General features: G+C 70.3%; 16 protein-coding genes and 2 pseudogenes. 6 read left to right on the top strand and 12 right to left on the bottom strand.

Features of this window, described 5'->3' with window-relative positions; all coding sequences use genetic code 11:
- Positions 1–54: 54 nt before the first annotated feature.
- The 5 genes and pseudogenes from OG599_RS33170 to OG599_RS33150 form a co-directional block, all read right to left on the bottom strand.
- The gene (locus tag OG599_RS33170; protein ID WP_327179665.1) at positions 55–2,229 is read right to left on the bottom strand and encodes a 3-hydroxyacyl-CoA dehydrogenase NAD-binding domain-containing protein; all 2,175 of its coding nucleotides are present in this window, start codon (positions 2,227–2,229) and stop codon (positions 55–57) included.
- Positions 2,230–2,272: 43 nt separating this feature from the next.
- Positions 2,273–3,487 (bottom strand): acetyl-CoA C-acetyltransferase, encoded by a 1,215-nt coding sequence (locus OG599_RS33165; RefSeq protein WP_327179664.1) that lies wholly within the window; start codon positions 3,485–3,487, stop codon positions 2,273–2,275.
- Between the two features lie 146 nt (positions 3,488–3,633).
- Positions 3,634–4,782 carry an acyl-CoA dehydrogenase family protein gene (locus tag OG599_RS33160; protein ID WP_327179663.1) on the bottom strand — a complete coding sequence of 383 codons (1,149 nt, stop codon included), beginning with the start codon at positions 4,780–4,782 and terminating at the stop codon, positions 3,634–3,636.
- A pseudogene (locus OG599_RS33155) lies at positions 4,779–5,638 on the bottom strand (LLM class flavin-dependent oxidoreductase). Before OG599_RS33155 ends, OG599_RS33160 begins: the two are co-directional and overlap by 4 nt.
- Positions 5,638–6,792, bottom strand: coding sequence for a CaiB/BaiF CoA transferase family protein (locus tag OG599_RS33150; protein ID WP_327179662.1), 1,155 nt, complete (start codon positions 6,790–6,792; stop codon positions 5,638–5,640). Before OG599_RS33150 ends, OG599_RS33155 begins: the two are co-directional and overlap by 1 nt.
- A 263-nt stretch (positions 6,793–7,055) precedes the next feature.
- Between OG599_RS33150 and OG599_RS33145 the strand changes: the two genes are divergently transcribed.
- The 4 genes from OG599_RS33145 to OG599_RS33130 all read left to right on the top strand — a co-directional run bounded on the left by OG599_RS33145 (position 7,056) and on the right by OG599_RS33130 (position 10,845).
- Positions 7,056–7,775, top strand: coding sequence for a TetR/AcrR family transcriptional regulator (locus tag OG599_RS33145; RefSeq protein ID WP_327179661.1), 720 nt, complete (start codon positions 7,056–7,058; stop codon positions 7,773–7,775).
- 107 nt (positions 7,776–7,882) lie between these two features.
- Entirely contained in the window at positions 7,883–8,434 is a 552-nt protein-coding gene (locus tag OG599_RS33140) for a DUF4334 domain-containing protein (protein WP_327179660.1), read from the top strand.
- Positions 8,431–9,522 (top strand): NAD(P)-dependent alcohol dehydrogenase, encoded by a 1,092-nt coding sequence (locus tag OG599_RS33135; RefSeq protein WP_327179659.1) that lies wholly within the window; start codon positions 8,431–8,433, stop codon positions 9,520–9,522. Before OG599_RS33140 ends, OG599_RS33135 begins: the two co-directional genes overlap by 4 nt.
- A gap of 123 nt (positions 9,523–9,645) precedes the next feature.
- The gene (locus OG599_RS33130; RefSeq protein WP_327179658.1) at positions 9,646–10,845 is read left to right on the top strand and encodes a TetR/AcrR family transcriptional regulator; all 1,200 of its coding nucleotides are present in this window, start codon (positions 9,646–9,648) and stop codon (positions 10,843–10,845) included.
- A gap of 133 nt (positions 10,846–10,978) precedes the next feature.
- Here the strand turns inward: OG599_RS33130 and OG599_RS33125 are convergent, their stop codons facing one another.
- Positions 10,979–12,196, bottom strand: coding sequence for an oxygenase MpaB family protein (locus OG599_RS33125; RefSeq protein WP_327179657.1), 1,218 nt, complete (start codon positions 12,194–12,196; stop codon positions 10,979–10,981).
- A gap of 333 nt (positions 12,197–12,529) precedes the next feature.
- On the opposite strand from OG599_RS33125, the gene OG599_RS33120 reads away from it, so the two are divergent.
- Positions 12,530–12,868 carry a hypothetical protein gene (locus OG599_RS33120; protein ID WP_327179656.1) on the top strand — a complete coding sequence of 113 codons (339 nt, stop codon included), beginning with the start codon at positions 12,530–12,532 and terminating at the stop codon, positions 12,866–12,868.
- A gap of 320 nt (positions 12,869–13,188) precedes the next feature.
- A pseudogene (locus OG599_RS33115) lies at positions 13,189–13,592 on the top strand (response regulator); the annotation flags it as partial.
- 136 nt (positions 13,593–13,728) lie between these two features.
- Here the strand turns inward: OG599_RS33115 and mmsB are convergent.
- The 6 genes from mmsB to OG599_RS33085 all read right to left on the bottom strand — a co-directional run bounded on the left by mmsB (position 13,729) and on the right by OG599_RS33085 (position 23,142).
- Positions 13,729–14,973, bottom strand: coding sequence for a multiple monosaccharide ABC transporter permease (mmsB, locus tag OG599_RS33110; protein WP_327179655.1), 1,245 nt, complete (start codon positions 14,971–14,973; stop codon positions 13,729–13,731).
- Positions 14,970–16,541 (bottom strand): multiple monosaccharide ABC transporter ATP-binding protein, encoded by a 1,572-nt coding sequence (gene mmsA, locus OG599_RS33105; RefSeq protein ID WP_327180275.1) that lies wholly within the window; start codon positions 16,539–16,541, stop codon positions 14,970–14,972. Before mmsA ends, mmsB begins: the two co-directional genes overlap by 4 nt.
- 68 nt (positions 16,542–16,609) lie before the next feature.
- Complete coding sequence (chvE, locus tag OG599_RS33100; RefSeq protein WP_327179654.1) at positions 16,610–17,719, bottom strand: multiple monosaccharide ABC transporter substrate-binding protein; 1,110 nt, start codon at positions 17,717–17,719, stop codon at positions 16,610–16,612.
- Between the two features lie 672 nt (positions 17,720–18,391).
- Entirely contained in the window at positions 18,392–20,563 is a 2,172-nt protein-coding gene (locus tag OG599_RS33095; protein ID WP_327179653.1) for a TerD family protein, read from the bottom strand.
- A gap of 186 nt (positions 20,564–20,749) precedes the next feature.
- Positions 20,750–21,322: an SUKH-4 family immunity protein gene (locus OG599_RS33090; protein ID WP_327179652.1), complete on the bottom strand. Its 573-nt coding sequence runs from the start codon at positions 21,320–21,322 to the stop codon at positions 20,750–20,752.
- 92 nt (positions 21,323–21,414) lie between these two features.
- Positions 21,415–23,142 (bottom strand): nucleic acid/nucleotide deaminase domain-containing protein, encoded by a 1,728-nt coding sequence (locus OG599_RS33085; protein ID WP_327179651.1) that lies wholly within the window; start codon positions 23,140–23,142, stop codon positions 21,415–21,417.
- Between the last annotated feature and the right edge of the window lie 150 nt (positions 23,143–23,292).

Raw genomic sequence — 23,292 nt, 5'->3', positions numbered from 1 at the left:
GAATCCCCCTCGTGCGTTCCGGTCGGGGTGGGCGCGCCGCCGTCCCCGGGACGGTCAGGAGTCGGTGAAGGTCTCGCCCAGTTCGGCCTTGCGCAGCAGCAGCTCGGGCGGGGCGAAGCGTTCACCGTGCTGCTCCGCCAGCTCGCGTGCCCGGGCCACGAAGCCGGGCAGGCCGCCCTCGTAGCCGTTGACGTACTGGAGCACGCCGCCGGTCCACGGCGGGAAGCCGATGCCGAGCAGGGAACCGATGTTGGCGTCCGCGACCGAGACCAGCACACCCTCCTCCAGGCAGCGCACCGCGTCCAGCGCCTCGACGAAGAGCAACCGCTCCTTCATCCCGGTCAGGTCGGCGGGCTGCTTCGCGGGATCGGTGAAGTGCTCGCGCAACCCGGGCCAGAGCCCGGTGCGCCTGCCGTCCGCGTAGTCGTAGAAGCCCGCGCCGCCGGACCGGCCGGGGCGGCCGAACTCGTCGATCATGCGGTCCACCACCGTGTCCGCCGGGTGCGGCTCCCAGCTGCGGCCCGAAGCCTCGATCGCCCGGCGGGTCTCCTCGCGGATCCTGCGCGGGAGGGTGAGGGTGAGTTCGTCCATCAGGTTGAGGACCTTGGCGGGGTAGCCGGCCTGGGCCGCGGCCTGCTCGACGGAGGCCGGGTCGATGCCCTCGCCGACCATCGCGACGCCCTCGTCGATGAAGTGGCCGATGACCCGGGAGGTGAAGAATCCGCGCGAGTCGTTGACGACGATCGGGGTCTTCCTGATCCGGCGCACCAGGTCGAAGGCGCGCGCGAGGGCCTCGTCCCCCGTCTTCCCGCCCTTGATGATCTCCACCAGGGGCATCCTGTCGACCGGCGAGAAGAAGTGCAGGCCGATGAAGTCGTCGGACCGCTCCACTCCCTCGGCGAGGGCGGTGATGGGCAGGGTGGAGGTGTTGGAGCAGAGCAGCGCGTCGGGGGCGACGACGTCCTGGACCTCCTGGAACACCTTGTGCTTGAGGCCGGTGTCCTCGAAGACGGCTTCGATCACCACGTCGCAGCCGGCCAGGTCCTGGGCGTCGGCGGTCGGGGTGATGCGGGCCAGCAGGGCCTCCGCCTCGTGCGGCGTGGACGTGGAGCGCGCGACGGCCTTGGCGCAGAGCTTCTCGGAGTAGCTCTTCCCCTTCGCCGCCGCCTGGGCCGAGACGTCCTTGAGGACGACGTCGATGCCGGCCGCGGCGCAGGAGTAGGCGATGCCGGCGCCCATCATGCCCGCGCCGAGTACGGCGACCCTGGTCACCTCGCGCGGCTCGACGGCCTTCGGGCGGCCGGCGCCGTGGTTGACCGCCTGCAGGTCGAAGAAGAACGCCTGGATCATGTTCTTGGTGATCTGACCGGTGACCAGTTCGGTCAGGTACCGGGCTTCCACCACGAAGGAGGTGTCCACGTCGGTCTGGGAGCTCTCCACGGACGCGGCGAGGATGTTGCGCGGTGCCGGGCTGGGGGCGCCGTTCGTCCTGCTCTTCAGCATCGCGGTGAAGGCGGGGAGTTGGGCGGCGAAGGCGGGCTCCGCGGGGGTGCCGCCGGGGATGCGGTATCCGGGGGCGTCCCAGGGCTGCGCGGACACGGGGTGGTTGTCGATGAACGCCCGTGCGCTGCTAAGGAGTTCGCTGGCGTCGGCGGCGATCTCGTCGACCAGTCCGGCCTCCAGGGCGCGCACCGGTCCGTACTGCGCGCCCTCCAGGAGGACCTTCCGCAGCGCGTCGGCCACCCCGAACATCCGTACCGTGCGGGTCACTCCGCCGCCGCCCGGCAGCAGGCCCAGAGTGACTTCGGGGAGCCCGACGCGGGCGCCGGGCACGTCCAGCACCACGCGGTGGTGGCAGGCGAGGGCGATCTCGTAACCGCCGCCCAGAGCCGCGCCGTTGATCGCGGCGACGACCGGCTTGCCCAGGGTCTCCAGGATCCGCAGGGAGCGCTTGACGCGCATCCCGGCCTCGAAGGAGGCGCCGGCGGTCTCCGGGGTGACGGACATCAGGTCGTGCAGGTCGCCGCCGGCGAAGAAGCTCTTCTTGGCGGAGGTCACGATGACGCCGCGCAGGGTGTCGCGGGCGGCTGAGAGCCGCGCCGCGACGGCGTCCAGCGAGTCGATGAACGCGGCGTTCATGGTGTTGGCGGACTGGTCGGGGTCGTCCAGGACGAGGGTGACGACGTGGTCGTCGGACTCTTCCCAGCGGATGGTCGTGCTCTCGGTCATGGGTGTCTTCTCCGTAGGCGGGAGCGGCAGGGGAACGGGCGGATCAGAGGCGTTCGACGACGGTGGCGATGCCCATGCCTCCACCGACGCACAGGGTGGCCAGCCCGTACCGAAGGTCGCGGCGCTCCAGTTCGTCCACGAGGGTGCCGAGGATCATCGCGCCGGTGGCGCCGAGGGGGTGGCCGAGGGCGATGGCTCCGCCGTTGACGTTGACCTTGTCCAGGCTCAGCCCCATGTCCTTGACGTAGCGCAGGACGACGGCGGCGAACGCCTCGTTGATCTCGACCAGGTCGATGTCCTCGATGGTCAGTCCGGCCTTGGCGAGCGCCTTGCGGGAGGCGGGGGCGGGGCCGGTCAGCATGATGGTGGGCTCGGCTCCGGACACCGCCGCGGAGACGATCCGGGCGCGGGGGGTCAGGCCGTGGCGCTCGCCCGCCTCCTTGCCGCCGACGGCGACCAGGGCGGCGCCGTCGACGATGCCGGAGGAGTTTCCGGCGTGGTGGACGTGGTCGATCCGCTCCACCCGGTGGTACTTCTGCAGCGCCACCGCGTCGAAGCCGCCGAGGTCACCGACGGTGGCGAACGAGGGCTTGAGGGCGGCGAGCGAATCGGCGGTGGTGCCCGGCCGGAGGTGCTCGTCCCGGTCGAGGACGGGCAGCCCGTTGCGGTCCCGCACGGGGACGACCGAGCGGTCGAAGCGCCCGTCCTTCCACGCTGCGGCGGCCCGCTCCTGGGACAGCGCCGCGTAGGAGTCCACGTCGTGCCGGGTGAAGCCCTCCAGGGTGGCGATCAGGTCGGCGCCGATGCCCTGCGGGACGAAACCGGTGTCGTGGCTGGTACGCGGGTCCAGCGCCCAGGCTCCGCCGTCACTGCCCATCGGGACGCGCGACATGGACTCCACGCCGCCCGCGAGCACCAGGTCCTCCCACCCCGAACGGACCTTCATGGCAGCCATGTTGACGGCTTCCAGACCGGACGCGCAGAAGCGGTTCTCCTGCACGCCGGCCACCGTCTCCGGCAGGCCGGCGAGGAGGGCCGCGGTACGGGCGATGTCGGCGCCCTGGTCGCCGACCGGGCTGACCACGCCGAGCACGATGTCGTCGATCGCCGCCGGGTCGAGCCCGGGGAAGCGGCGGAGGGTCTCGTGGATCAGGCCGACGACCAGGTCGATCGGCTTGGTGCCGTGCAGGGCCCCGTTGGCCTTGCCGCGACCGCGCGGGGTGCGGATGGCGTCGTACACGTACGCTTCGGTGGTCACCTTGGTGCCTTCCGTGTCGGGTCTGGGGGTGGTCCGGTACGCGGCACGGGCTGGGCCGTGTCCGGCCGTTCGCGTCGGATCGGCAGGCGGTGGCCGGTGCGTCGCGAGGCGGGAGGGGCGGGCATGGCCCGGGGGACGGCCGGTGCTCAGCCGAGCAGCGAGCGGCCGATGATCTCCTTCATGATCTCGGTGGTGCCGCCGTAGATGGTCTGGACGCGGCTGTCGAGGAACGCCCGGGCCACCGGGAACTCGCTCATGTAGCCGTAACCTCCGTGGAGTTGAAGGCAGCGGTCGACGATCCGCTTCTGCAGCTCGGTGGCCCACCACTTGGCCATCGAGGCGTGCACCGCGTCGAGCCGGCCCTGGCTGTGGTCCAGGACGCAGCGGTCCAGGAAGGTGCGGGTGACCGCCGCCTCGGTGGCCATCTCGGCGATCTCGAAGCGGATGTGCTGGAGCCTCGCCAGCGGCCTGCCGAACGCTTCGCGCTCCTTGACGTACCGCGTGGTCGTCTCCAGGACCTGCTCGGCCCCGGCGGCGGCGCCGACCGCGATGGCCAGCCGCTCCTGGGCGAGGTTGTCCATGATGTGGGCGAAGGCCCGGTTCTCCTCCCCCAGCAGGTTCTCCTTGGGGACACGCACGTCGGTGAAGACCAACTCGGCGGTGTCCTGGGCCTTCTGGCCGATCTTGTCGAGGTTGCGTCCGCGTTCGAAGCCGGGCGCCCCGCGCTCCACGACGAGCAGGCTCTGACCGCCGCTTCCGCCCTCCGGGGTGGTGCGGGCGACGACGATCACGAGGTCGGCGAGGATGCCGTTGGAGATGAAGGTCTTCGCTCCGTTGAGCAGGTAGTGGTCGCCCTGGTCGGTGGCGGTGGTGCGGATGCCCTGGAGGTCGGAACCGGCGCCGGGTTCCGTCATGGCGATGGCGGTGACGAGGTCGCCGGAGACGAACCCGGGCAGCCAGCGGCGCCTCTGCTCCACGTCGGCGAGCCGCGTCAGGTACGGCCCGACGATGTCGTTGTGGAGGCTCAGCGCCGGTCCGGAGGCACCTGCGCGGGCCAGCTCCTCGATGAGGACGGCGCTGTAGCGGAAGTCGTCGGTCCCGCCGCCGCCGTACTCCTCGGGGACGGCCATGCCCAGCAGGCCCTGGCGGCCCGCCGATCGCCATACCTCGCGGTCCACGACGCCGGCCTTCTCCCAGCGTTCGTGGTGCGGCGCCGACTCCTTGGCGAGGAAGGTCCGCACCGTCTCGCGGAACGCCTCGTGGTCGGGTCCGTACAGGTCGCGTTCGAGTGTCACAGCCAACTCCTCACGTGCTCGATCAGCCGGGCGGGATCGGGGCCGACGGGGGTGACGTCGAGCATGGTCACGCCCGCCTCGCGGAAGGCCTCGACCCGGTCGCGTACGTGCCCCTCGGGGCCGGCCAGGCAGAGCTGCTCCAGCAGCCGCGCCGGTACGGCGGCCTCCGCGTCCTTCTCGCGGCCGGCGAGGCAGCAGGCCGCCCGCCACGACCGAGAGCGGGGTCGCGCGCGGCGGCGCCTTCGGCCAGCGACCGGCCCCAGACCTCGGCGGCGCGCTCGGGGACGCAGAGGAACGGCAGCCAGCCGTCGGCGAGCTCGGCGGCCATCTTGACGCTGGCGGGGCCGAGCGCCGCGAGGTAGACCGGGATGGTGTCGCGCACCGGGTGGTTCAGCAGCTTCAGCGGCTTGCCGAGGGTGCCGCCCTTCTCGGGTGACAGGGGCAGCTCGGTGATGCCCCGGTGTTCGATCACCTCGCGCCGCCAGATCCGCCGGGACAGTTCGATCACCTCGCGGGTGCGGCCCAGCGGGCGGCCGTAGCGGCGGCCGTGCCAGCCCTCGACCACCTGGGGGCCGGAGGCGCCGACGCCGAGGAGGGCGCGCCCCCCGCTGGCGGCGTCGAGTCCGGCCGCGGTCTGGGCGATCAGTGCGGGGGTGCGCGAGTAGACGTTGAGGATGGCCGAGCCGATCCGCATCCACTCGGTCTTCGCGGCGAGGTATCCCATGATCGTCGGGGAGTCGAAGCCGTACGCTTCCGCCACCCGGACGGCGTCGAGGCCCGCCGACTCCAGGGAGGCGGCGCTGTCGGCGGCGGCGCGCGGATCGCCCGCGCACGCCAGGGGCGAGGAGAGTTCCATCAGCGGTGGCCCTTCAGCAGTTCGGGCACGCACCAGTCGCGGGCCACGTCCGGGGTGTGCGCGCCGGGGACGGCCGGCGGGAGCCGGAGGGTGCCGGGGGTGTCGGAGAAGCGGGGGGCGGGAGCGGGCTGGGTGGTGCCGTACGCCTCTGTGTAGGTGCCCCGTCCGGCGAGGTGCGGGTGGCGGGCCGCCTCGCGCAGCGAGAGGACCGGTGCGACGCAGGCGTCGGTGCCTTCGAACACGGCCGACCACTCCTCGCGGGTGGCGGTCACGAACCGGGCGGTGAACTCGGCCCGCAGAGCAGGCCAGTTGTGCGGATCGGCACGGTCCGGGAGGGCCGTGCCGTCCAGGCCCAGCAGGGCGACGAACACCGCGTAGAACTGCGGTTCCAGCGCGCCGACCGCCATCCAGCCGCCGTCGGCGGTCTCGTACACGCCGTAGAAGGGGCAGCTGCCGTCGAGCAGGTTACGGCCCCGCGCGTCCTGCCAGGTGCCTTCGGCGAGCATCCCCCAGAACAGGGTGGTGAGGTGTGCGGCCCCGTCCACGATCGCGGCGTCCACCACCTGGCCACGGCCGGTGGCTCGGGCGGTGAGCAGCGCGGCGAGGACACCGGTGACCAGATAGAGCGAGCCGCCCGCGTAGTCGCCGAGCAGGTTGGCGGGGAGGACCGGCGGTCCGTCCGGTGCGCCGATCATGGACAGGGTGCCGGCGGTGGCGATGTAGCCGATGTCGTGTCCGGCCCTCGGCGCGAGGGGCCCTCGCTGGCCCCAGCCGGTCATCCTGCCGTAGACCAGCGCGGGGTTGGCGGCCATGCACTCCTCGGGGCCGACCCCGAGCCGCTCCGCGACACCGGGCCGGTACCCCTCCACGAGGATTTCGGCGCGTGCCGCCAACGCCCGTACCGCCTCCGGACCTTCGGGCGATTTGAGGTCGATCAGGACGGAGCGCTTGTTGCGGTTGGTCACGTCGTGGGCGGGATCGCCGCCGAGCGGCGAGGGGCCGGGGCGGTCCACGCGCACCACGTCGGCGCCGAGGTCGGCGAGGAGCATCGCGGCGAACGGACCGGGACCGATCCCCGCCAGTTCGACCACGCGCACACCGTCCAGCGGGCCGGTCGCGGAACGGCTGGGCGGGTCCGAGGAGTGGGGGCTCATGGGTTCCTTTCTCGGCGGGAACGGCGTTCTCTTCGCCGCCCGGCCGGGACCTTACTGAGCGTTCGCTAAAACGTAGAAGGGTGACGCCGGTCGGTCAACTCCTCACGCGGCACAAGTTTTTGCCGATCCCTACCGGGGAAGTGAGAGCAGGCCGGACAACGATCGCCGGGTTTCCCTGATCGACCGCTAAGCACCGGAGAGGAGCCGTTTCGACGCCACGGCCCTACGATGTCGCCGATCGCCACCCGACGTGAGGAGAGCCGTTGAACACCGAGTCGAGCCAGGACACCACGCCACCGGTGGAGCACTGGCGCTCCTACGGGCCGCTCGAACTGCCCCCGATCCTGCGACACGCCATGGAAGCCTTCAACGAGCACGGATACCACGGGACTTCGGTCCGGGACATCGCCGGCCGGGTCGGCGTCACCGTGCCCGCGCTCTACTACCACTACGCGAACAAGCAGGCCCTGCTGGCCACGCTCCTCGAGGCGTCCATCAGGGACGTCCTGGACCGCTGCCGGGCCGCCGCCGGGGAGGCCGGGGACGATCCACTGGCGCGCATCTGCGGCATGGTGGAGTCGATCGTGCTCTACATGGCCCACCGCCAGCGGCTGGCCTTCCTGGACACCGAGATACGCAGCCTGGAGCCGGAGAACAGGGCACGCTACGTGGCCCTGCGCGACTACCTGGAGCACATGTTGCTGGACACGGTCGAGGCGGGCCGGGCGAAGGGCGTGTTCACCACCCCGTTCCCGGCCGACGCGGTGCGTTCGGTCCTCGTCATGTGCCAGGGGGTCGCCAACTGGTTCCGCGAGGACGGCCCGCTCACCGCGGAGGAGGTCGCCGAGCGCCACGTACTGCTCTGCCTCGGCACCCTGGGCCACCCCGCGGCCGTCACCGGCGACCCCGCGCCTCCGTTCCTCCGGCGCACTCCCCTCCGGCTCCCCTCCGCCGGTGGTCCCGCTCCGCGCTCTTCCAGATGATCCGGTGGCACCCGCCCGCGCCATGGCTGCACCTCCATGGCCACACCTGATGGCTATACCTCCGTGGCCACACCCACATGGCCCGGTACCGACGAGAGGACACCCGCATGAACGCGCACGGAGCCCGCGCCCGTTTCCAGGAACTCCGGGAGCGGGACGGCCTGGTCGAACCGATCGAACTCGACGCCGTATGGGCGGCGTTGGACACGGTCCGCCCCGAGGAGATCCTCGGCGGCTGGAAGGGCGGCGAGTTCCGCACCGGCCACCCCCTCGACGGCATGCTGGCCAAGGCCGACTGGTACGGCAAGTCGTTCGTCTCCGCGCACGACGCGAAGCCGCTGGTCTGCCGGAACGTGGCGGGCGCGCTGTACTCCAACCTCGAACTCGGCCAGGGCGAGGCCAGTCTGTGGACCGTCGAGTTCCGGGGGGAGGCGACGGCCACCATGGTCTACGACGGCCGGCCGGTCTTCGACCACTTCAAGCGGGTGGACGACACCACCCTGATGGGGATCATGAACGCCAAGGGCGTCCCGGCCGAGGGCCCCTTCTACTACTTCTTCCTGGAGCGCGCCCCCGAGGTCCGGCTCGACGCGGACACTCCGGTCGACGCCGAGGCCCCGCTCGACGCCGGCTCCGCGCGTACCGCCGAGGGATCGTGAGGCGCGTCCGGGCCGCGGTCGTGGCGGCTCCGGGCGCACCGTTCACCGTCCGGGACGCGGAGCTCGGTGACCCCGGGCCGCGTGAGGGGCTGGTGCGGATGACCGCGGTGGGCGTGTGCCACACCGACCTGGGGATGCGGGACACCTGGCCCCGGCGGCTCACCCCGATGGTCTTCGGCCACGAGGGCACCGGGCTGGTCGAGGCGGTCGGCGCGGAGGTCAGCGGCGTCGCGCCGGGCGACCGAGTCTGCCTCACCTTCGCCAGCTGCGGGGCCTGCGGGGAGTGCGCGGCGGGCCACCCGGCGTACTGCCACGCCGCGCAGACGCTGAACTTCTCCGGCGGGCGCGAGGACGGCACAACGCCGCTCTCCCTCGACGGCGCACCGCTCCGGGCGGGCTTCTTCGGCCAGTCCAGCTTCGCGACGTACGCCGTCGTCCACGAGCGCGGCATGGTCAGGGTTCCCGCCGGCCTGCCGGACGAGGTCGCCGCGCCTCTGGGGTGCGGCGGCCAGACGGGCGCCGGCACCGTGCTCAACCGGCTGCGTCCCGGACCGGGCTCCTCGCTGGTCGTCCTGGGCGCGGGCGGGGTCGGCCTGAGCGCGCTGATGGCGGCGGTGGCCGTGGGCTGCGATCCGGTGGTGGCCGTCGACCCGGTCGCCTCCCGGCGGGCCCTGGCGGTGGAGCTCGGCGCGACGGCGGCGCTGGCGCCCGGGGACGGCCTGGTGGCGGCGTTGCGCGAACTCACCGGCGGCGGGGCTCAGTACGTCGTGGAGACCACCGGCCGTCCGGAGATGGCCCGCCGGGCCGTCGGCGCACTGCGCCCGCGCGGTGAACTCGCCCTCCTCGGCCTCGGCGGCGAGGTGACGTTCGACGTGATGGGCCTGCGCGCCAAGGGCGTCCGCGTCCACGGGGTGATCGAGGGCGATTCCGACCCCGGACGTTTCGTCCCCGAGCTGATCGGCCTGTACCGGCGGGGTCTCTTCCCGATCGACCGGCTGGTCACCACGTTCCCGTTCGAGGAGATCGAGGCGGCGGTGGCCGCCATGCGGGACGGCAGCGTGGTCAAGCCCGTCCTCACCTTCGTCTGACGGCCCGTGCCGAATGCCGCCGGCGGAACGTGGACCAGCGCGGGAAGTGATCCGGAAGTCACCTCCTGCGGACACCGCCTCGGGGGGTCCGGCCCGCTGACGGCGTGTGATTGACTGCTCCGCATGGCTTCCGCCTCCCCGTCCGCCCGTTCGGCCGCGACCACCGATCCGACCGGGGCCACCCGGCCCCGCAACCGCAGGCAACTCATCGTCGAGGCGGCCGGGCGGGTCTTCAGCGAGCGCGGCTACCACGCGGCGTCCATGGAGGAGGTCGCCGCCGGTGTGGGCATCACCGCGGCCGCCCTGTACCGGCACTTCCCGAACAAGTACGCGCTGTTCGCGGAGTGTGCCGACGTCATGGTGGACGGGCTCGTCACCGCACTCGACGCGGTGCCGCCCGGGGCGGCGTTGGCGGATGTGTTCGCAGCCGCCACCCGGATCACCGTCGCCCATCGCGCGTCGGGCGGCGTGTACCGGTGGGAGGCCCGCTACCTCAGCCGCGAGGACCGCCGGCGTCTCGGGGCGAGGTTCGACCGCCTCGCCGAGCGGGTGGACGAGGCGGTGCAGCGCGAGCACCCGCGGCCCGACGAGCGGCTGCGGGCCATGGCGGCTCTCGGTGCGATCGGGTCCATCACGATGCATCACACCTCCATCGCCCAACGCCGGGCCGAGCAACTGCTGTTGGCGTCGGCCCTGCGGGTCGCGGCGAGCGATCCGGCGGCGGGGCCACAGGGTGCCCACCTCGTGGTGGAGCTGCCCGCCCAGCCGGTGCCGCGCACCCGGCGCGCGCAGATCCTCGCGGCCGCCATTCCGCTGTTCGCCCGGGACGGGTTCGTCAGCGTCACGAACGGGCAGATCGCGGAGGCGGTGGGGCTGACCCCGTCGGCGCTCTACCGCCACTACCCCGGCAAGATCGACATCCTGGCGGCGGCCTGCCTCCAGGCGGCGGGGCTGCTGGCCCAGGGCGTGGAGCGGAGTCTGCGCGAGGTGGCCGGCCCGTACGACGGCATCGTGGCGCTGGCGGCGACGTACGTGGCCTACAGCTTCGAGTACACCGAGCTCAACAGCGTCGCCGAGGCCGAAGTCGCCGGGCTGCCGACGGGCCTTCGGCGGCCCCTGGTCCTCGCCCAGCGGGAGCACATCGCCGTCTGGGAGCAGCAGTTGCGGCTGGTCCGGCCGGAGTTGGACCCGCGCCAGGCACGGGTGCTGGTGCACGCGGGATTCGGTGTGGCGGTGGAGGCCGGACGGCGGTTCCGCTGGCAGGACACTCCCGGCCACCGCGAGGCCGTGACCGCCCTGGTCGTGAGCGCCCTGGGCCTGTGAACCAGCCGGGCCCATGAACCAGCCGGGCCTGCGAGCCGGCCGGGCCTGTGGGCGCGCCGGGGCCGCACTGGGCCTGTGCGCGCTGCCGGGGCCGGTCTCGCGGCGGCCCCGGCAGCGTGGTGCGGCCGGCGGCTCAGCCCGGCCTGTTCCCGGTGGGGATCGTGATGGGCGTGGTGTTGCCGGAGGTGCCCTTGTTGAGGAAGAGCATGGCCAGGGCGCGTACGAACTGGTCGAACACGTAGAAGCTGCCGGGCATGACGGGCGACAGCCCCTCACGGAACAGGATGTACGCCGGCCACGCGGTGCGGACCAGGGCCGCCGACACGTAGTCGCGCTTCAGTCCCAGCCAGTCGCCGACCTGGTCGCTCAGGACGTAGCGCACGAACTCGTTCAGGAACCCGCGCGTGACGCCGAGGTCGATCTGTGCGGTCAGACCGAGCAACTCCTCGGCCAGGGCGATGCCTTCGGTCGACGGGGTGAGGATCGGGGTGAGCACCTGGGCCGACTGCGCCTCGGCGGCCGCCCAGGTCTGCGGAATGTACTCGTCGGGCACACCGAGCAGGTGGACGGCGACCTGCCACGAGTGCAGGAAGGCCTCCTGGTCCGCGGCAGGGAACGGGACCTTCCACTCCAGCAACTTCCGGTGCACGTAGGTACCGAGGCTGTGGAAGGTCACCAGGATGTCCGCGGCGCTGATCGGGACGGACTCGTCGGCGACCGCCCGCCAGTGCGGTGACTGCGGCAGCAGGTGGCGTACCGCCGCGTGCACCACGCGCGTCTTGTTGGCGGTGACGACGAACTGTCCCGTCGGCTGGAAGGCCCCCAGCTGGGAGAGGTCGTAGCCGAAGGTGAACGTCTTGGCCGCCCGGTCCTGCATGTTGGCACCGCCGGCGGACCAGTAGACGCTCTTGGCCTCGCGCGGGATCACCGTGCTCATGATCCCGCCGCCGAGTCCGTACAGCATGAAGAGGTACGTGTCCCTGCGCCGGTTGAAGTCGGCGGCGCGGGCCAGCTTGACGGGGTCGGCCCAGGAGGGCAGCCGGTTGACCTGCTGCAGGTACGAGGTGAACTCGGCCGGCACGCCGGTGGGCAGCGCGTCACCGTTGTTCACCCACGACGCCCATGCGGTGTTGATCGCCGGCACATGGCCGTTGTCGACCATGGAGGCCATCAGCGGATCCGCCAGGTCGTCCCAGATCCACGCCGGTCCGGTCCCCGCCGCGGTTCCGGTCGCCGCTGCGGGTCCGGTCGCCGAGCCGGTCGCCGCCCACGCCTGCGCGGGGTTGGCCACGCCCACGAGACCGAGGGCCACGCCGAGCGACAGCATTTTTCGCCTGCTGAGATTCTCCATTGACTTACCTGCTTCCCTGATGGGTCAGATGGCTTCGAGTCGCCTTCGCAGACTTGCAAGTCGAGGGATCCACGCGCGGTGGACCGCGTCACACAGATGTGATTTTCGATTAACATAGCGAGGCGCGTTGCCGTCGGCAATGGTGATGACGGAGGGGCTCCTCGCCAATGTCGTTCCGCAGTCGGCCGGTTGACCTCCGGAGCGGCTCGGGCGCCGGACCCTCTCAACCTCGACGAAGCGTTGCGAGCGGCCACGATCCCTGAGTACGTGAACCGGCCGGATCTGAGTAGCCCGGCGGCTGCGCGGCGCCAATCACCCGCGTGTGATGCTGGTATGAAGAAATCCGCTTCCTTCTCCTCCGGCCTCCTGGAGCCCCCGCCGACGGACCGCACCCGGCCGAGGGCCGCTCTGGCCGCCCTGTTGTTCCTGCCGGCGGCCGTGGCGACCGGCATCCTGACCCTGGCCTCGGATCGGGCCTCCCGGTGCGTGACCTACGGCGAGCAGTGCGACCCCGGATTGCCCGGCTGGCTGTTCCGGTGGAGTGCGGGTCTCGGCGCGGTGGCGCTCCTCCTCACACTGACCGTTCCGGCCGTACGGGTACGCCGGGTGGCGTTCGCCCTCCAGCTGCTGGCCGAGCTCGCCGCGCTCGTGGTGATCCTCAGCCACGCGTGAGGCCGCCGGACAGCACCCGGCCGCGAGCACGGAGAAGGCTACCGCCGGACGCGCGGCAGTCGGGCGCCAACGTCGCGCGGCTCACAACTGGCAACACCGGTGAGGACTTCCGCCCTGAGCTGCGCGTACCGCCCCTGCTCCGGAATCAACCCGCCGCGCAACGGCCCGTCCCGTTGCCCTTCACCTTGATCAGGCAACGCAACAGTTCGGCGACACTCCATTCTGTTCGTCACCCGCCCGACGCGAGTTGGAGTGGGATGTACACCCCGCACCGGCGGGGCAGACCGATGGAGGCGGCTCTGGCCAAGGCCCAGCCCGAACCCCTGCCGAAGGTCCTGGTGGTGGACGACCAGCCCGCAACCTGATGGCGATGACAGCGGTACTGGAGACGCTGGACCAGGAGCTCGTCACCGTGTCCTCGGGCCGGGAGGCGCTCAAGGCACTGCTCCACCACGACGACTTCGCCGTCATCATCATGGACGTCCAGATGCCCGAGATGGACGGCTACGAGACCGCCGCCCACATCAAGCGCCGGCCGCGGAACAGAGACGTGCCGATCATCTTCCTCACGGCGATGGGCATTGACCCCGAGCACACCGCACGTGGGTACGCGGCCGGCGCGGTCGACTACATCAGCAAGCCCTTCGATCCGTGGGCCCTGCGCGCCAAGGTCGCCGTCTTCACCGAAATCCATCTCGAACGGAGAGTGAGTCACCCCGCCTGACGCGTACGGGCACCGGGCTCTCCGGGTCCGGTGCCCGACGGATCACGGCCGGGAACGACCGACGCGTCGGAAGGTGGACGACATGGCTGTGCCCGCCGGCGAACCAGCCGGCGGGCACAGCCGTGTCGCGGCGGGATCAGGCTCCCGCCCTCCGCTTGTTCCACACGTCGAAGCCGACCGCCGCCAGCAGCACGAGGCCCTTGATGACCTGCTGCCAGTCGGTTCCCACCCCGACCAGGTTCATGCCGTTGTTCAGCACGCCGAGGACCAGGCCGCCGATGATGGCTCCCAGTACGGTGCCCACGCCACCGCTCATCGACGCGCCGCCGATGAACGCGGCGGCGATGGCCTCCAGTTCGAAGTTGACGCCCGCCTTCGGCGAGGCCGCGTTGAAGCGCGCCGCGAAGACGAGGCCGGCGAGCGCCGCGAGCATCCCCATGTTGAGGAAGACCGCGAACGTCACCTTCTTGTCCCTGACCCCGGACAGCTTCGCGGCGGGCAGGTTCCCGCCGATCGCGTACACATGGCGTCCGATCACGGCGTTGCGCATGACGTAGCCGAAGCCGACCAGCAGCACGGCCAGGATCAGCAGCACCACGGGCGCGCCCTTGTAGCTGGCGAGCAGCAGGGTCGTGACCAGGACCGCGGCGACCAGCGCCGTCGTCTTCAGTACGAACAGGCCCGTGGGGAGCGTGTCCAGGGTGAACTCGCGCTGGCGCCGGCGGTCGCGTACCTCCTGGAGCACCACGTACGCGGCCAGCCCCAGCCCCAACAGCAGCGTGATGTTGTGGTAGTTGGTCTCCGGGCCGACCTCGGGCAGGAACCCGTTGGCGACCTTCTGCAGCCCGTCGGGGAACGGGCCGAGCGTCTGTCCCTTGAGGAAGATCTCCGTGAGCCCGCGGAACAGCAGCATGCCCGCGAGGGTCACGATGAACGAGGGAATGCCGACGTACGCGATGAAGAAGCCCTGGAGCGCACCGGCGGCGGCTCCCAGCAGCAGGGTGAGCAGCACGGCGACGGGCCAGGAGACGTGGTGCTCGACCATGAGCACGGCCCCGATGCCGCCCACCAGGGCCATCAGGGAGCCCACCGACAGGTCGATGTGCCCGGCGATGATGACGATCATCATGCCGATGGCCAGGATGAGGATGTAGCTGTTCTGCAGCACCAGGTTGGAGACGTTGCGCGGCAGCAGGAGGTCGCCGCCCGTCCAGATCTCGAACAGGAGCACGATCAGGCCGAGGGCGAAGAGCATCCCGTACTGGCGCATGTTGCGCCGTACGCCGTCCAGGAGGACCCGGCCCATCGATCCCGTGGTGGACCCGTTGCCGCCGCCCGGTGGCGCCTGCGTGGTCGTGTTCGTGGTGACGTCGGTGCTCATGCCTGGTGTCCTTCGCTGGGGGTGGCACCTGCGGTGACTGCCGGTGGTGCGGGGGTGTCCCTGGTCATGTGCCGCATCAGCACCTCCTGGGTGGCGTCCTCCCGGGACACCTCGCCGGTCAGCCGCCCGGCGGCCATGGTGTAGATGCGGTCGCACATGCCGAGCAGTTCGGGCAGCTCGGAGGAGATGAAGAGGATCGCCTTGCCCTCGGCGGCGAGCCGGTTGATCACGGTGTAGATCTCGAACTTGGCTCCGACGTCGACCCCGCGGGTGGGTTCGTCGAGGATCAGTACGTCCGGCCCGGCGAGGATCCACTTGCTGAGCACGACCTTCTGCTGGTTGCCGCCGGAGAGCCGCCCGACCGGTTCGAGGACGTTCGGGGCCTTGATGTTCATGGTCCGCCGGTAGCGCTCGGCGACCTTGCGCTCCTCGTGGGCGTCCACGACGCCGCGCCGGGCGAGGGAACCGAGGGAGGCGAGCGAGATGTTCCGGCTGACGGTGTCCCCGAGGTCGAGGCCGTAGTGCTTGCGGTCCTCGGTGACGTACGCGATGCCGCCCGCGACCGCCTCGGGAACCGTCCGCGTCCGTACCTCGCGGCCGTCCCTGAGGACCAAGCCGTGCTCGTAGTGGCCGTAGGAGCGGCCGAACACGCTCATCGCCAGCTCGGTCCGGCCCGCGCCCATGAGCCCGGCGATGCCGACGATCTCCCCGCGGCGGACCGCGAGGGAGACCCCGTCGACCACCTTGCGGCTGCGGTCGAGGGGGTGGCGCACGGTCCAGCCGCGGATCTCCAGGGCCGGTTCGGTGTCGGCCGCGCCGTCGTAGGGCGTGCGGTCGGGGAAACGGCTGTCGAGGTCCCGTCCCACCATGCCGCGGATGATGCGTTCCTCGGTGGTGGCCGGGTCCTTGACGTCCAGGGTCTCGATGGAGCGCCCGTCGCGCAGGATGGTGACGGAGTCGGCGATCCTGGCGATCTCGTTCAGCTTGTGCGAGATGATGATCGAGGTGATGCCCTGCCCCTTCAACTCCCCCATCAGCCGCAGCAGTGCGGCACTGTCCTCGTCGTTGAGTGCGGCGGTGGGTTCGTCGAGGATCAGCAGTCGTACGTCCTTGGCCAGAGCCTTCGCGATCTCCACGAGCTGCTGCTTGCCCACCCCGATGTCGGCGACGCGGGTCTCGGGGTGCTCGTCGAGCCCGACGCGCTTGAGCAGTGCGGAAGCACGGCGCAGCGCCTCACGCCAGTCGATGATGCCCCGCCGTGACGGCTCGTTGCCGAGGAAGATGTTCTCGGCGATCGACAGGTAGGGAACCAGAGCGAGTTCCTGGTGGATGATGACGATGCCGCGCCGTTCGCTGGCCCGGATGTCCTTGAAGCGGCACGGCTCGCCGTCGAAGACGATCTCACCCTCGTAGGTGCCGTGCGGGTGGACGCCCGACAGCACCTTCATGAGCGTCGACTTGCCGGCTCCGTTCTCGCCGCACAGGGCGTGCACCTCGCCGTGCGCCACGGAGAGGGTCACCTCCGACAGCGCCCTGACCCCGGGGAAGGTCTTGACGATGGACCGCATCTCCAGGACGGGGCCGGCCGGGGGCGGAGTCGGGGCGGGTGCCTCGGAGGAGTGGGCAGCGGCGGGGGTCACCCCAGCTCCTTGGCGTCGATGTAGCCGGAGTCGACCAGGACCTTCTGGTAGTTCGACTTGTCGACGCTGATCGGGTCGAGCAGGTAGGCCGGCACGATCTTCTTGCCGTTGTCGTACGTGGTGTCGTCGTTGGTCTCGGGCTTCTTGCCGTCGAGGACGGCGGAGACCATGTCCGCGGCGACCTTGGCGAGGGCCCGGGTGTCCTTGTAGACGGTCTGGGTCTGCTCGCCCGCGATGATCGACTTCACGGAGGCGACCTCCGCGTCCTGGCCGGTGACGATCGGCAGCGGCTTGGCGGTGCTTCCGTAGTCGTCGGACTTCAGGGCGGACAGGATGCCGATGGAGATGCCGTCGTACGGGGAGAGCACGGCGTCCACCCGGGCGGAGGAGTAGGCGGAGGTCAGCAGGTCGTCCATGCGCTTCTGCGCCGTCCCACCGTCCCAGCGCAGCGTGGTGACCTGGTTGAGCTGCGTCTGCTTGGAACGGACGACCAACTGCTTCTTGTCGAAGTAGGGCTTGAGCACCTTCATGGCGCCGTTGAAGAAGTACTTGGTGTTGTTGTCGTCGTTGGACCCGGCGAACAGCTCGATGTTGAACGGGCCCTTCTTCGCGCCGTCCTTCAGGCCCAGCTTGTCCACGATGTACGTGGCCTGGAGCTCGCCGACCTTCTCGTTGTCGAAGGAGGCGTAGTAGTCGACGTGGTCGGAGCCCAGGATGAGCCGGTCGTAGGAGATCACCGGAATGTCGGCGTCGGCCGCCTGCTGCAGGACGTTGGAGAGCGCCTCGCCGTTGATGGCGGCCACGACGAGGGCGTCGACGCCCTGGGTGATCATGTTCTCGATCTGGGCGACCTGCTGGTCGGGGTCGTCCTCGCCGTACTGCAGCGTCGTGGCGAAGCCGGCCTTCTTCAGACTCGTGGTCATGTTCTTGCCATCGGCGATCCACCTCTCGGAGGACTTGGTGGGCATGGCGATGCCGATGGTCAGGTCCTTCTTGTCCTTCGACTCCTCGCTGCCCCCCTCGCTGCTCTGCCCGCAGGCGGTCAGGAGCAGGGCACAACCGGTGGTCACGGCCAGCAGGGCGTATGCGGATCGGAGTTTCGTCATGGGCGTTACCTGGCAATCCCGTCGTCGAGGCAGCTCGGTCCGGAACGGCCTCGGCGACAGCAAGCGTGCTCGCGCCGCTGGACGGCGTCGTCCCGGCTTGGCGGCCGAGGTTCAGCAGTCCCGGCAGAGCTCGATTGTTAGCGCTCACAACGGGGTCGTACAAGAGGCGTCGGGGTTTTTCTCGCGTCGATACACAGCCGTAAGCAGCGAAGGGGGAGGCAAACCGGCGCATCCCTCAGAAAGCGTGCGCCGGCCGCCGGCCGCCGCTGCCGTGCGGGAGCGGCACCACACCTCGGTGGACCGCAGCCGGACACGCGCGAGCGACGCGAAGTACACTCGTAGGCCCGGGAGATGAATGGATGCCACACGAACACCTGCTCCACCGGGGCGACTTCGTGTGCGCGGAGGCTGCCCGGGGTGGTCACGGGCCAACCAGCCGTCCACAGAACCGCGTTCGGGGCCGTGGTCTACGATCAGCCCTGCGAGCAGGTGATCGGCGCGGGTGTACCGCCGGTGGCTCCTTGGCCGGAAACCGCTCGGGCGGCGCCCGCGTGGTGACCGCGGGCGCCGCCCGGAGCGACATTCGAGGGCGAGGAAAGCGAAGGAACTTGTTTCAGGAAAGGAAGAGAGAAGGAAGCCCCTTCATGGCCTCGCCACGGCTCACGCTAGCACTCAGCCCGGGATCACGTCGCGCAGGTTTTCGAGCGTGATGACCTGGGAATCCGGGTGCAGTCCTTCGGGGCGACCGAGGCCGATGTACATCACGGGGCCGTCCGGGACCGGCTCGCCGTCCCACAGGTCCACGGCCGTGGTGCCGCCGGACAACAAGTCGATCAGGTACCCCACCGTCAGCTGCTCGCGCTCCACGAGGGCGCGCACCACCTTCGACACCGATACCTGGTTCTCCTCGACCCGGTTGGCCGACGAGATGCCCTTCAGATACAGGTGCAGCCACTTCGCGCGCCACCGGCCGTCGTCCCCCCGACGGAATACGAGCGGCAGCGCCACCCGGCCCACTCCGCGCAGCTCCGACTTCATCCGTACCGTGCGCGGCTCGAACGGCCGGCCCTTCTGCTCACCGTCGCGCAGCATGAACCCGAAGAACGACTCCTCGACCTCGTCGAAGCCCTCGCCCGCGAAGATGTTGACCTGCGGAACGATGAACGAGCTGCGCACCCGGTCCAGGGACAGGTTGATGAACTCCGAGGCTCCGTCGGGTGCCTCGGTGACATCGCCCGAATGCTCGCCCCCGACTGCCTTGAGGGACGTGTAGGAGAGCCAGGAGTCGGTGCTGTAGTCGGCGTGGAGAAGCAGCGCGGAAAGGTCGTAGTCGGTCCGTTTCCCGGTCTCCTTCCAGTACACGAAGAAGCGCAGTTGTTCGCCGTCGACGGCCGAGACCGACCCTCGCGGCAGTACCCCGAGCCCGGACGCGGTCGCCCTGCCGCTGAGCGGGAGCGCCACGTCCAGGACCTCGGGGTCGATCAGCAGCCGGCCCGGGGCGGGGAGCCGCCGGCGCATCTCGGCGTCGAGGGCGGAGATCAGACGGTCGAGGTCGGCACGTGGAACCGGCGGCCGGAAGTCGGGGGTCACCCAGGCCCGGCCCCGCCGGTTGACGAAGATGCGGGGTTCGTCGGTCTCCCGCTCCCGGTTCTGGAGATGCTCGCGCACCGAGAGCACGACCCGGCCGGAGACGCCGGGAGCGACCTGCACCGCGGCGGCCACCACCGCGTCCCGTTCCTCCTGGTCCGCGGCGATGCGCAGCAGGAGGTCCAGGGCGCGGAACAGCTTGCCGGGAGCGGACCTCAGCAGTCGCACCGCGCCGAGGACGTCGAACTCGTCCAGCAGCTTCCCGACACGGCCCTCGAAGGACCGCGCCTCCTTCTCGCCCCGAGCGACGGCGAAGACATCGGCGGCATGCGGCCACCGCGGGTACTCGTGCGGGTGGAGTCGCTCGCCGAGCCGCTTGAAGGGTTCGCGGTGCGCGTGCACATCGGCGAGCTTCGCGGGACTCGCCGAGACCACGGCGTCGAGGCCCGCGAGCAGCGCACGGCGGACCGGCCGCGACAGCGCCCGGAACCGGGTAGGTTCCTTGAGCGTCACGTCACCGCCCGACAGAGCGCAGGCCAGCCGCAGTACATCGGTGACGGTGTCGAGGAGGAGGTCCGCGCCGACGCCGAGGCGGGCCTCGTTGACGACCGCGCGGTTCTCCCGTACCGGGATCGACTCCGGCTGGGGGCCCTGCGCGCACCGCTCGGCGAGGGCCTTGAGATCGCGCAGGCCGTCCTCGCCCAGCGGAGTCCTGCTGCCCGCCATGGCCAGGTACAGGTCGGTGACTTCGTCGTCCAGGTCCCGCCCGAGATGCAGGACGGTCACCCGGTCACCCGCGGAGGCGATCAGCGCGTCCTGCGCCGCGAGCATCTCCTCGTAAGTGTGCTGGTACCGGCCGTACTTGGGCAGGCTGAGCAGGTCCAGCGTTCCCTGCGCGAACCGCGTCAGCACGTCTCGGCGCGAGGTGTCGTCGCCGAGCGCCTGCGCCACGCACCGCATCCAGAACTCTTCCGTGGCGGGCACGTTCGCCGGAAAGTCGATGAAGTACGCGTTGTGCCGGACGTGGTCGCCCACCATCTCGCTCACGGTGTGCAGCGTCCGCCTCGCGGTGTGCACGACCGCCGCCTCGGACAGCCCCGACAGCCGCTCGAGCAGTTCCGCCGAGAGCTTGAAGCCCACTGATGCCAGAGCCGCGTCGAACTGTCGCGCGGCAGCGGCTCCTTCGCCGACGGAGCCCTTGGGAGAGGAGAGACGGTGCGTGTGTCGGATGACCAGCGATTCGAGACTGTGCGCCATTCGGGGATGATCGCAGAAGTGTGCGAGCCGACGCACAGGAGTTTTCTCCCAGCCCTACGCAACAGGAGTTCCTTCGCACCCGGCCGAGCCGGGACTCGCACGGCCGGCGGAACGGCCCGGGTCTCCCGACACGGTCGAGGGTCGGCGGGTGACGGGTGACGGGTGGGAATCGGTCATGAGGCCCGTTCAGGACCACATGCCCGCTTCCATGTCGTCCATCACGGCGGGCCAGACACTCCGGCCGGCGAAGGGCAGCGGATCGCGTTCGGACACCGTCGCGCGGATGTGCGCCAGGGACAGCGCGAGCCGCTCGAAGTCGCTCTCCTCGTCTTCCTCGTCGTCGCTCCATTCGAATTCCTTCAGGAGCCGGTGCAGTGCGAAAGCGAGATAGGAGAGCGAGGACATGTCCGCGTGCAGTTCCTCTACCGGACCGCCGTTCTCGGAGAATCCGTGGATCTTTCCGGTCCCCGGGTCAAGAGCCAGGTGGGTCTGCGGAATCCAGCCGAAGATCACCCACGTTCCGCATCCGGACGGGGCCTCGTACTCGGCAAGCTCGATGCGTTCGTCCACGAGCGGAAACCGGCCCGACTCGTTGCGCTTCTGGGGCTGGAACACTCCCGTCGGGATGCCGACCGAGGTCAGGAGCCGGCCCGCCGGAGAGCTCTCGGCCGCGGACCCCAGGGAACCGGACGGCGCCACGAAGACGGCTTCCTCGCCCAGGGACGCGACCAGCTCTTCTCGGGAAAGCGCGAACAGCATCGGACCCTCGTTACTCTCTCGTCGTTCTCCGGCCGTCCCGCCGAAGGCCGGCGCCCACGGATCATGAAACCCCAGGCCCGCAGGGAGGGCTGTCAGGGAATGAACTTGTTCTGGTTCTGGGCGAGGTCGATCATAGTGCCGGTCACTCCGCCGTCCACACCGTTCGCCTCCCACTGCTGGTGCAGCCACTTGACGTACGCCCGGTGCTCGCGGTCCTGTCTGTACTTGCTCAGTTCGTCGTCGCTGTCGGTGCGTTTCTCGTCCTGGTCGTACTTCGCACTGTGGGTGACGTCCATGTTCTCGTCGAAATGCTGCGCCAGCCACTGGTCGCAGTACATGTTCGTTTCCTGGCAGGGCTCGCGCTCCGTGTACAACGAGCCGACGTGCGCCTGTTCCTCCGAATGGAGAATCGGATATCCGAGTATGCGCTCGGAATGCACGGGATCGCTGGTGCCGACCAGGATGAACCGCCGGTCCTTGTCGTCGTCGAAGAGAAGCGAGGCGTAGTTGGCACCGCCGCGCTTGTAGACCTCGGGGCGCTCGTGGGCGTTGTAGTAGCGGGCGATCTGGGTGGCGCGGGCGAGCTCGTTGGAGCCGGGCGGAATCTTCTCGGAGGTGACACGCGGAGCGTCCTCTCCGCCGTCCTTCACTCCGTACCCCTTCGTGTCGGTGGAGTGCCAGGGGTGCCACGCCTGGCCGCCGTTGAGCACGGAGTGGACGCCGGAGGTGTCGTCCGGGCTCAGCGGGTGCGCGGTCCCGTCCGGCAGGAGCCGTCGTACGGTGCCGTCGGAGTCCAGCAGGTACGTCGGCGTGTCACCGGAGCCGCCCTTCTTGCCGTCGATCTTGTCGAGGATGTCCTTGACGTCGTGGTCCGTTCCCTTGAGCGTCTTGGACGTGGCCTTGACGCTGTTGGGGACCGTCTCGGTGACGTGCTTGGCGATCTTCCCGAGGGCGTTCTCCGATCCCTTGAGCGCACCGTGCAGAACGCCGTCGAAGACCTGGGTGAACGGATCGCGGCCCTTGCTCCGCCCGAACGCGCTCCGCGCCCTGGACAGATGCGCGGCCGAGCTCTGCTTCAACTCGCTTCCGTGCGCGGAGACCTTGTCAGCGCCGTCCACGAACTCGACGTGGTCGATGTACGTCACCGAGGCGTACGCCGTGCTGCCGCCGCCGGCCGACGCCAGTTGCAGGCCGTCGTGACCGGCCTTGCCGGCCCCGGTCGTCGCACTGTCCGCCGGGGGCACGGAGAAGGCTCCTTCGGCGAGGTCGAGGACCATGTCCGCGACCATCGCCTCCAGTTTGGCGTTGATCGGCTCGGTCACCTTCGCGAGGACCTCGTCGACGATCCGGTCCACCGCTTCGTCGATGAGCCTCTTCACCAGCTGCCGCATGGCTGCGACCTCGCCGGCGCCGATCAGGGCCGACAGCCCGCCGGTGAACACGGCAAGCCCGGCGGACACTCCCACCGAGGCTGCCATCACGCCCAGTTCGACCTCGGCTTTGGTCTTCAGCGCGAAGATGATGTCCGCGAGGATGTCGCAGGCGTCCGCGAGCAGCCGCGCCAGTTCGGGAAGTTTGTCCAGATGGCTGACCTGCACCTTCTTCCAGTGCTGCTCCATCGCGTCGACGGCCCAGCCCTGGGAGGAGAGCAGGATGCGGGAGACGGCCCGGTGGGCGTCACCGCTGTGACCCTCGAACTTGTCGGCGAAGTCCCGCATGGCCGTGGCCATTTCGCGGTAGTCGTCCTCGTCGACGTTCGGGAACTTGATTCCGATGAAGTCCAGGACCTCGTCGAGCCAGCCCGGGATCGTGTAGCCCATGGCGCCCCCACCCCCCGGTCCGCACGTTGACGTGTTCGCCGGGCATTGACGTGTCCGACGTGTTCGACGTTTTCGACGTGCAGAGAGAACCTAGCGACCGGTACCGGGCCCGGCGCAAGGGTGCGGATGGAGTCATGACAAGAATGCGAC

Source organism: Streptomyces sp. NBC_01335, assembly GCF_035953295.1.
Classification (GTDB): Bacteria; Actinomycetota; Actinomycetes; order Streptomycetales; family Streptomycetaceae; genus Streptomyces.
Note: the sequence above shows the minus strand (reverse complement) of the source record. Positions and strands in the feature narration are given on the sequence as shown.

What these genes read in the sequence shown, in the direction of transcription:
- OG599_RS33095 (WP_327179653.1), bottom strand. Translation starts at nt 20,563, where the DNA reads ATGGCGCACAGTCTCGAATCGCTGGTCATCCGACACACGCACCGTCTC.
- OG599_RS33090 (WP_327179652.1), bottom strand. Translation starts at nt 21,322, where the DNA reads ATGCTGTTCGCGCTTTCCCGAGAAGAGCTGGTCGCGTCCCTGGGCGAG.
- OG599_RS33150 (WP_327179662.1), bottom strand. Translation starts at nt 6,792, where the DNA reads ATGAGCCCCCACTCCTCGGACCCGCCCAGCCGTTCCGCGACCGGCCCG.
- OG599_RS33120 (WP_327179656.1), top strand. Translation starts at nt 12,530, where the DNA reads ATGAAGAAATCCGCTTCCTTCTCCTCCGGCCTCCTGGAGCCCCCGCCG.
- OG599_RS33170 (WP_327179665.1), bottom strand. Translation starts at nt 2,229, where the DNA reads ATGACCGAGAGCACGACCATCCGCTGGGAAGAGTCCGACGACCACGTC.
- mmsB (WP_327179655.1), bottom strand. Translation starts at nt 14,973, where the DNA reads ATGAGCACCGACGTCACCACGAACACGACCACGCAGGCGCCACCGGGC.
- OG599_RS33085 (WP_327179651.1), bottom strand. Translation starts at nt 23,142, where the DNA reads ATGGGCTACACGATCCCGGGCTGGCTCGACGAGGTCCTGGACTTCATC.
- mmsA (WP_327180275.1), bottom strand. Translation starts at nt 16,541, where the DNA reads ATGCGGTCCATCGTCAAGACCTTCCCCGGGGTCAGGGCGCTGTCGGAG.
- OG599_RS33130 (WP_327179658.1), top strand. Translation starts at nt 9,646, where the DNA reads ATGGCTTCCGCCTCCCCGTCCGCCCGTTCGGCCGCGACCACCGATCCG.
- OG599_RS33140 (WP_327179660.1), top strand. Translation starts at nt 7,883, where the DNA reads ATGAACGCGCACGGAGCCCGCGCCCGTTTCCAGGAACTCCGGGAGCGG.
- OG599_RS33125 (WP_327179657.1), bottom strand. Translation starts at nt 12,196, where the DNA reads ATGGAGAATCTCAGCAGGCGAAAAATGCTGTCGCTCGGCGTGGCCCTC.
- chvE (WP_327179654.1), bottom strand. Translation starts at nt 17,719, where the DNA reads ATGACGAAACTCCGATCCGCATACGCCCTGCTGGCCGTGACCACCGGT.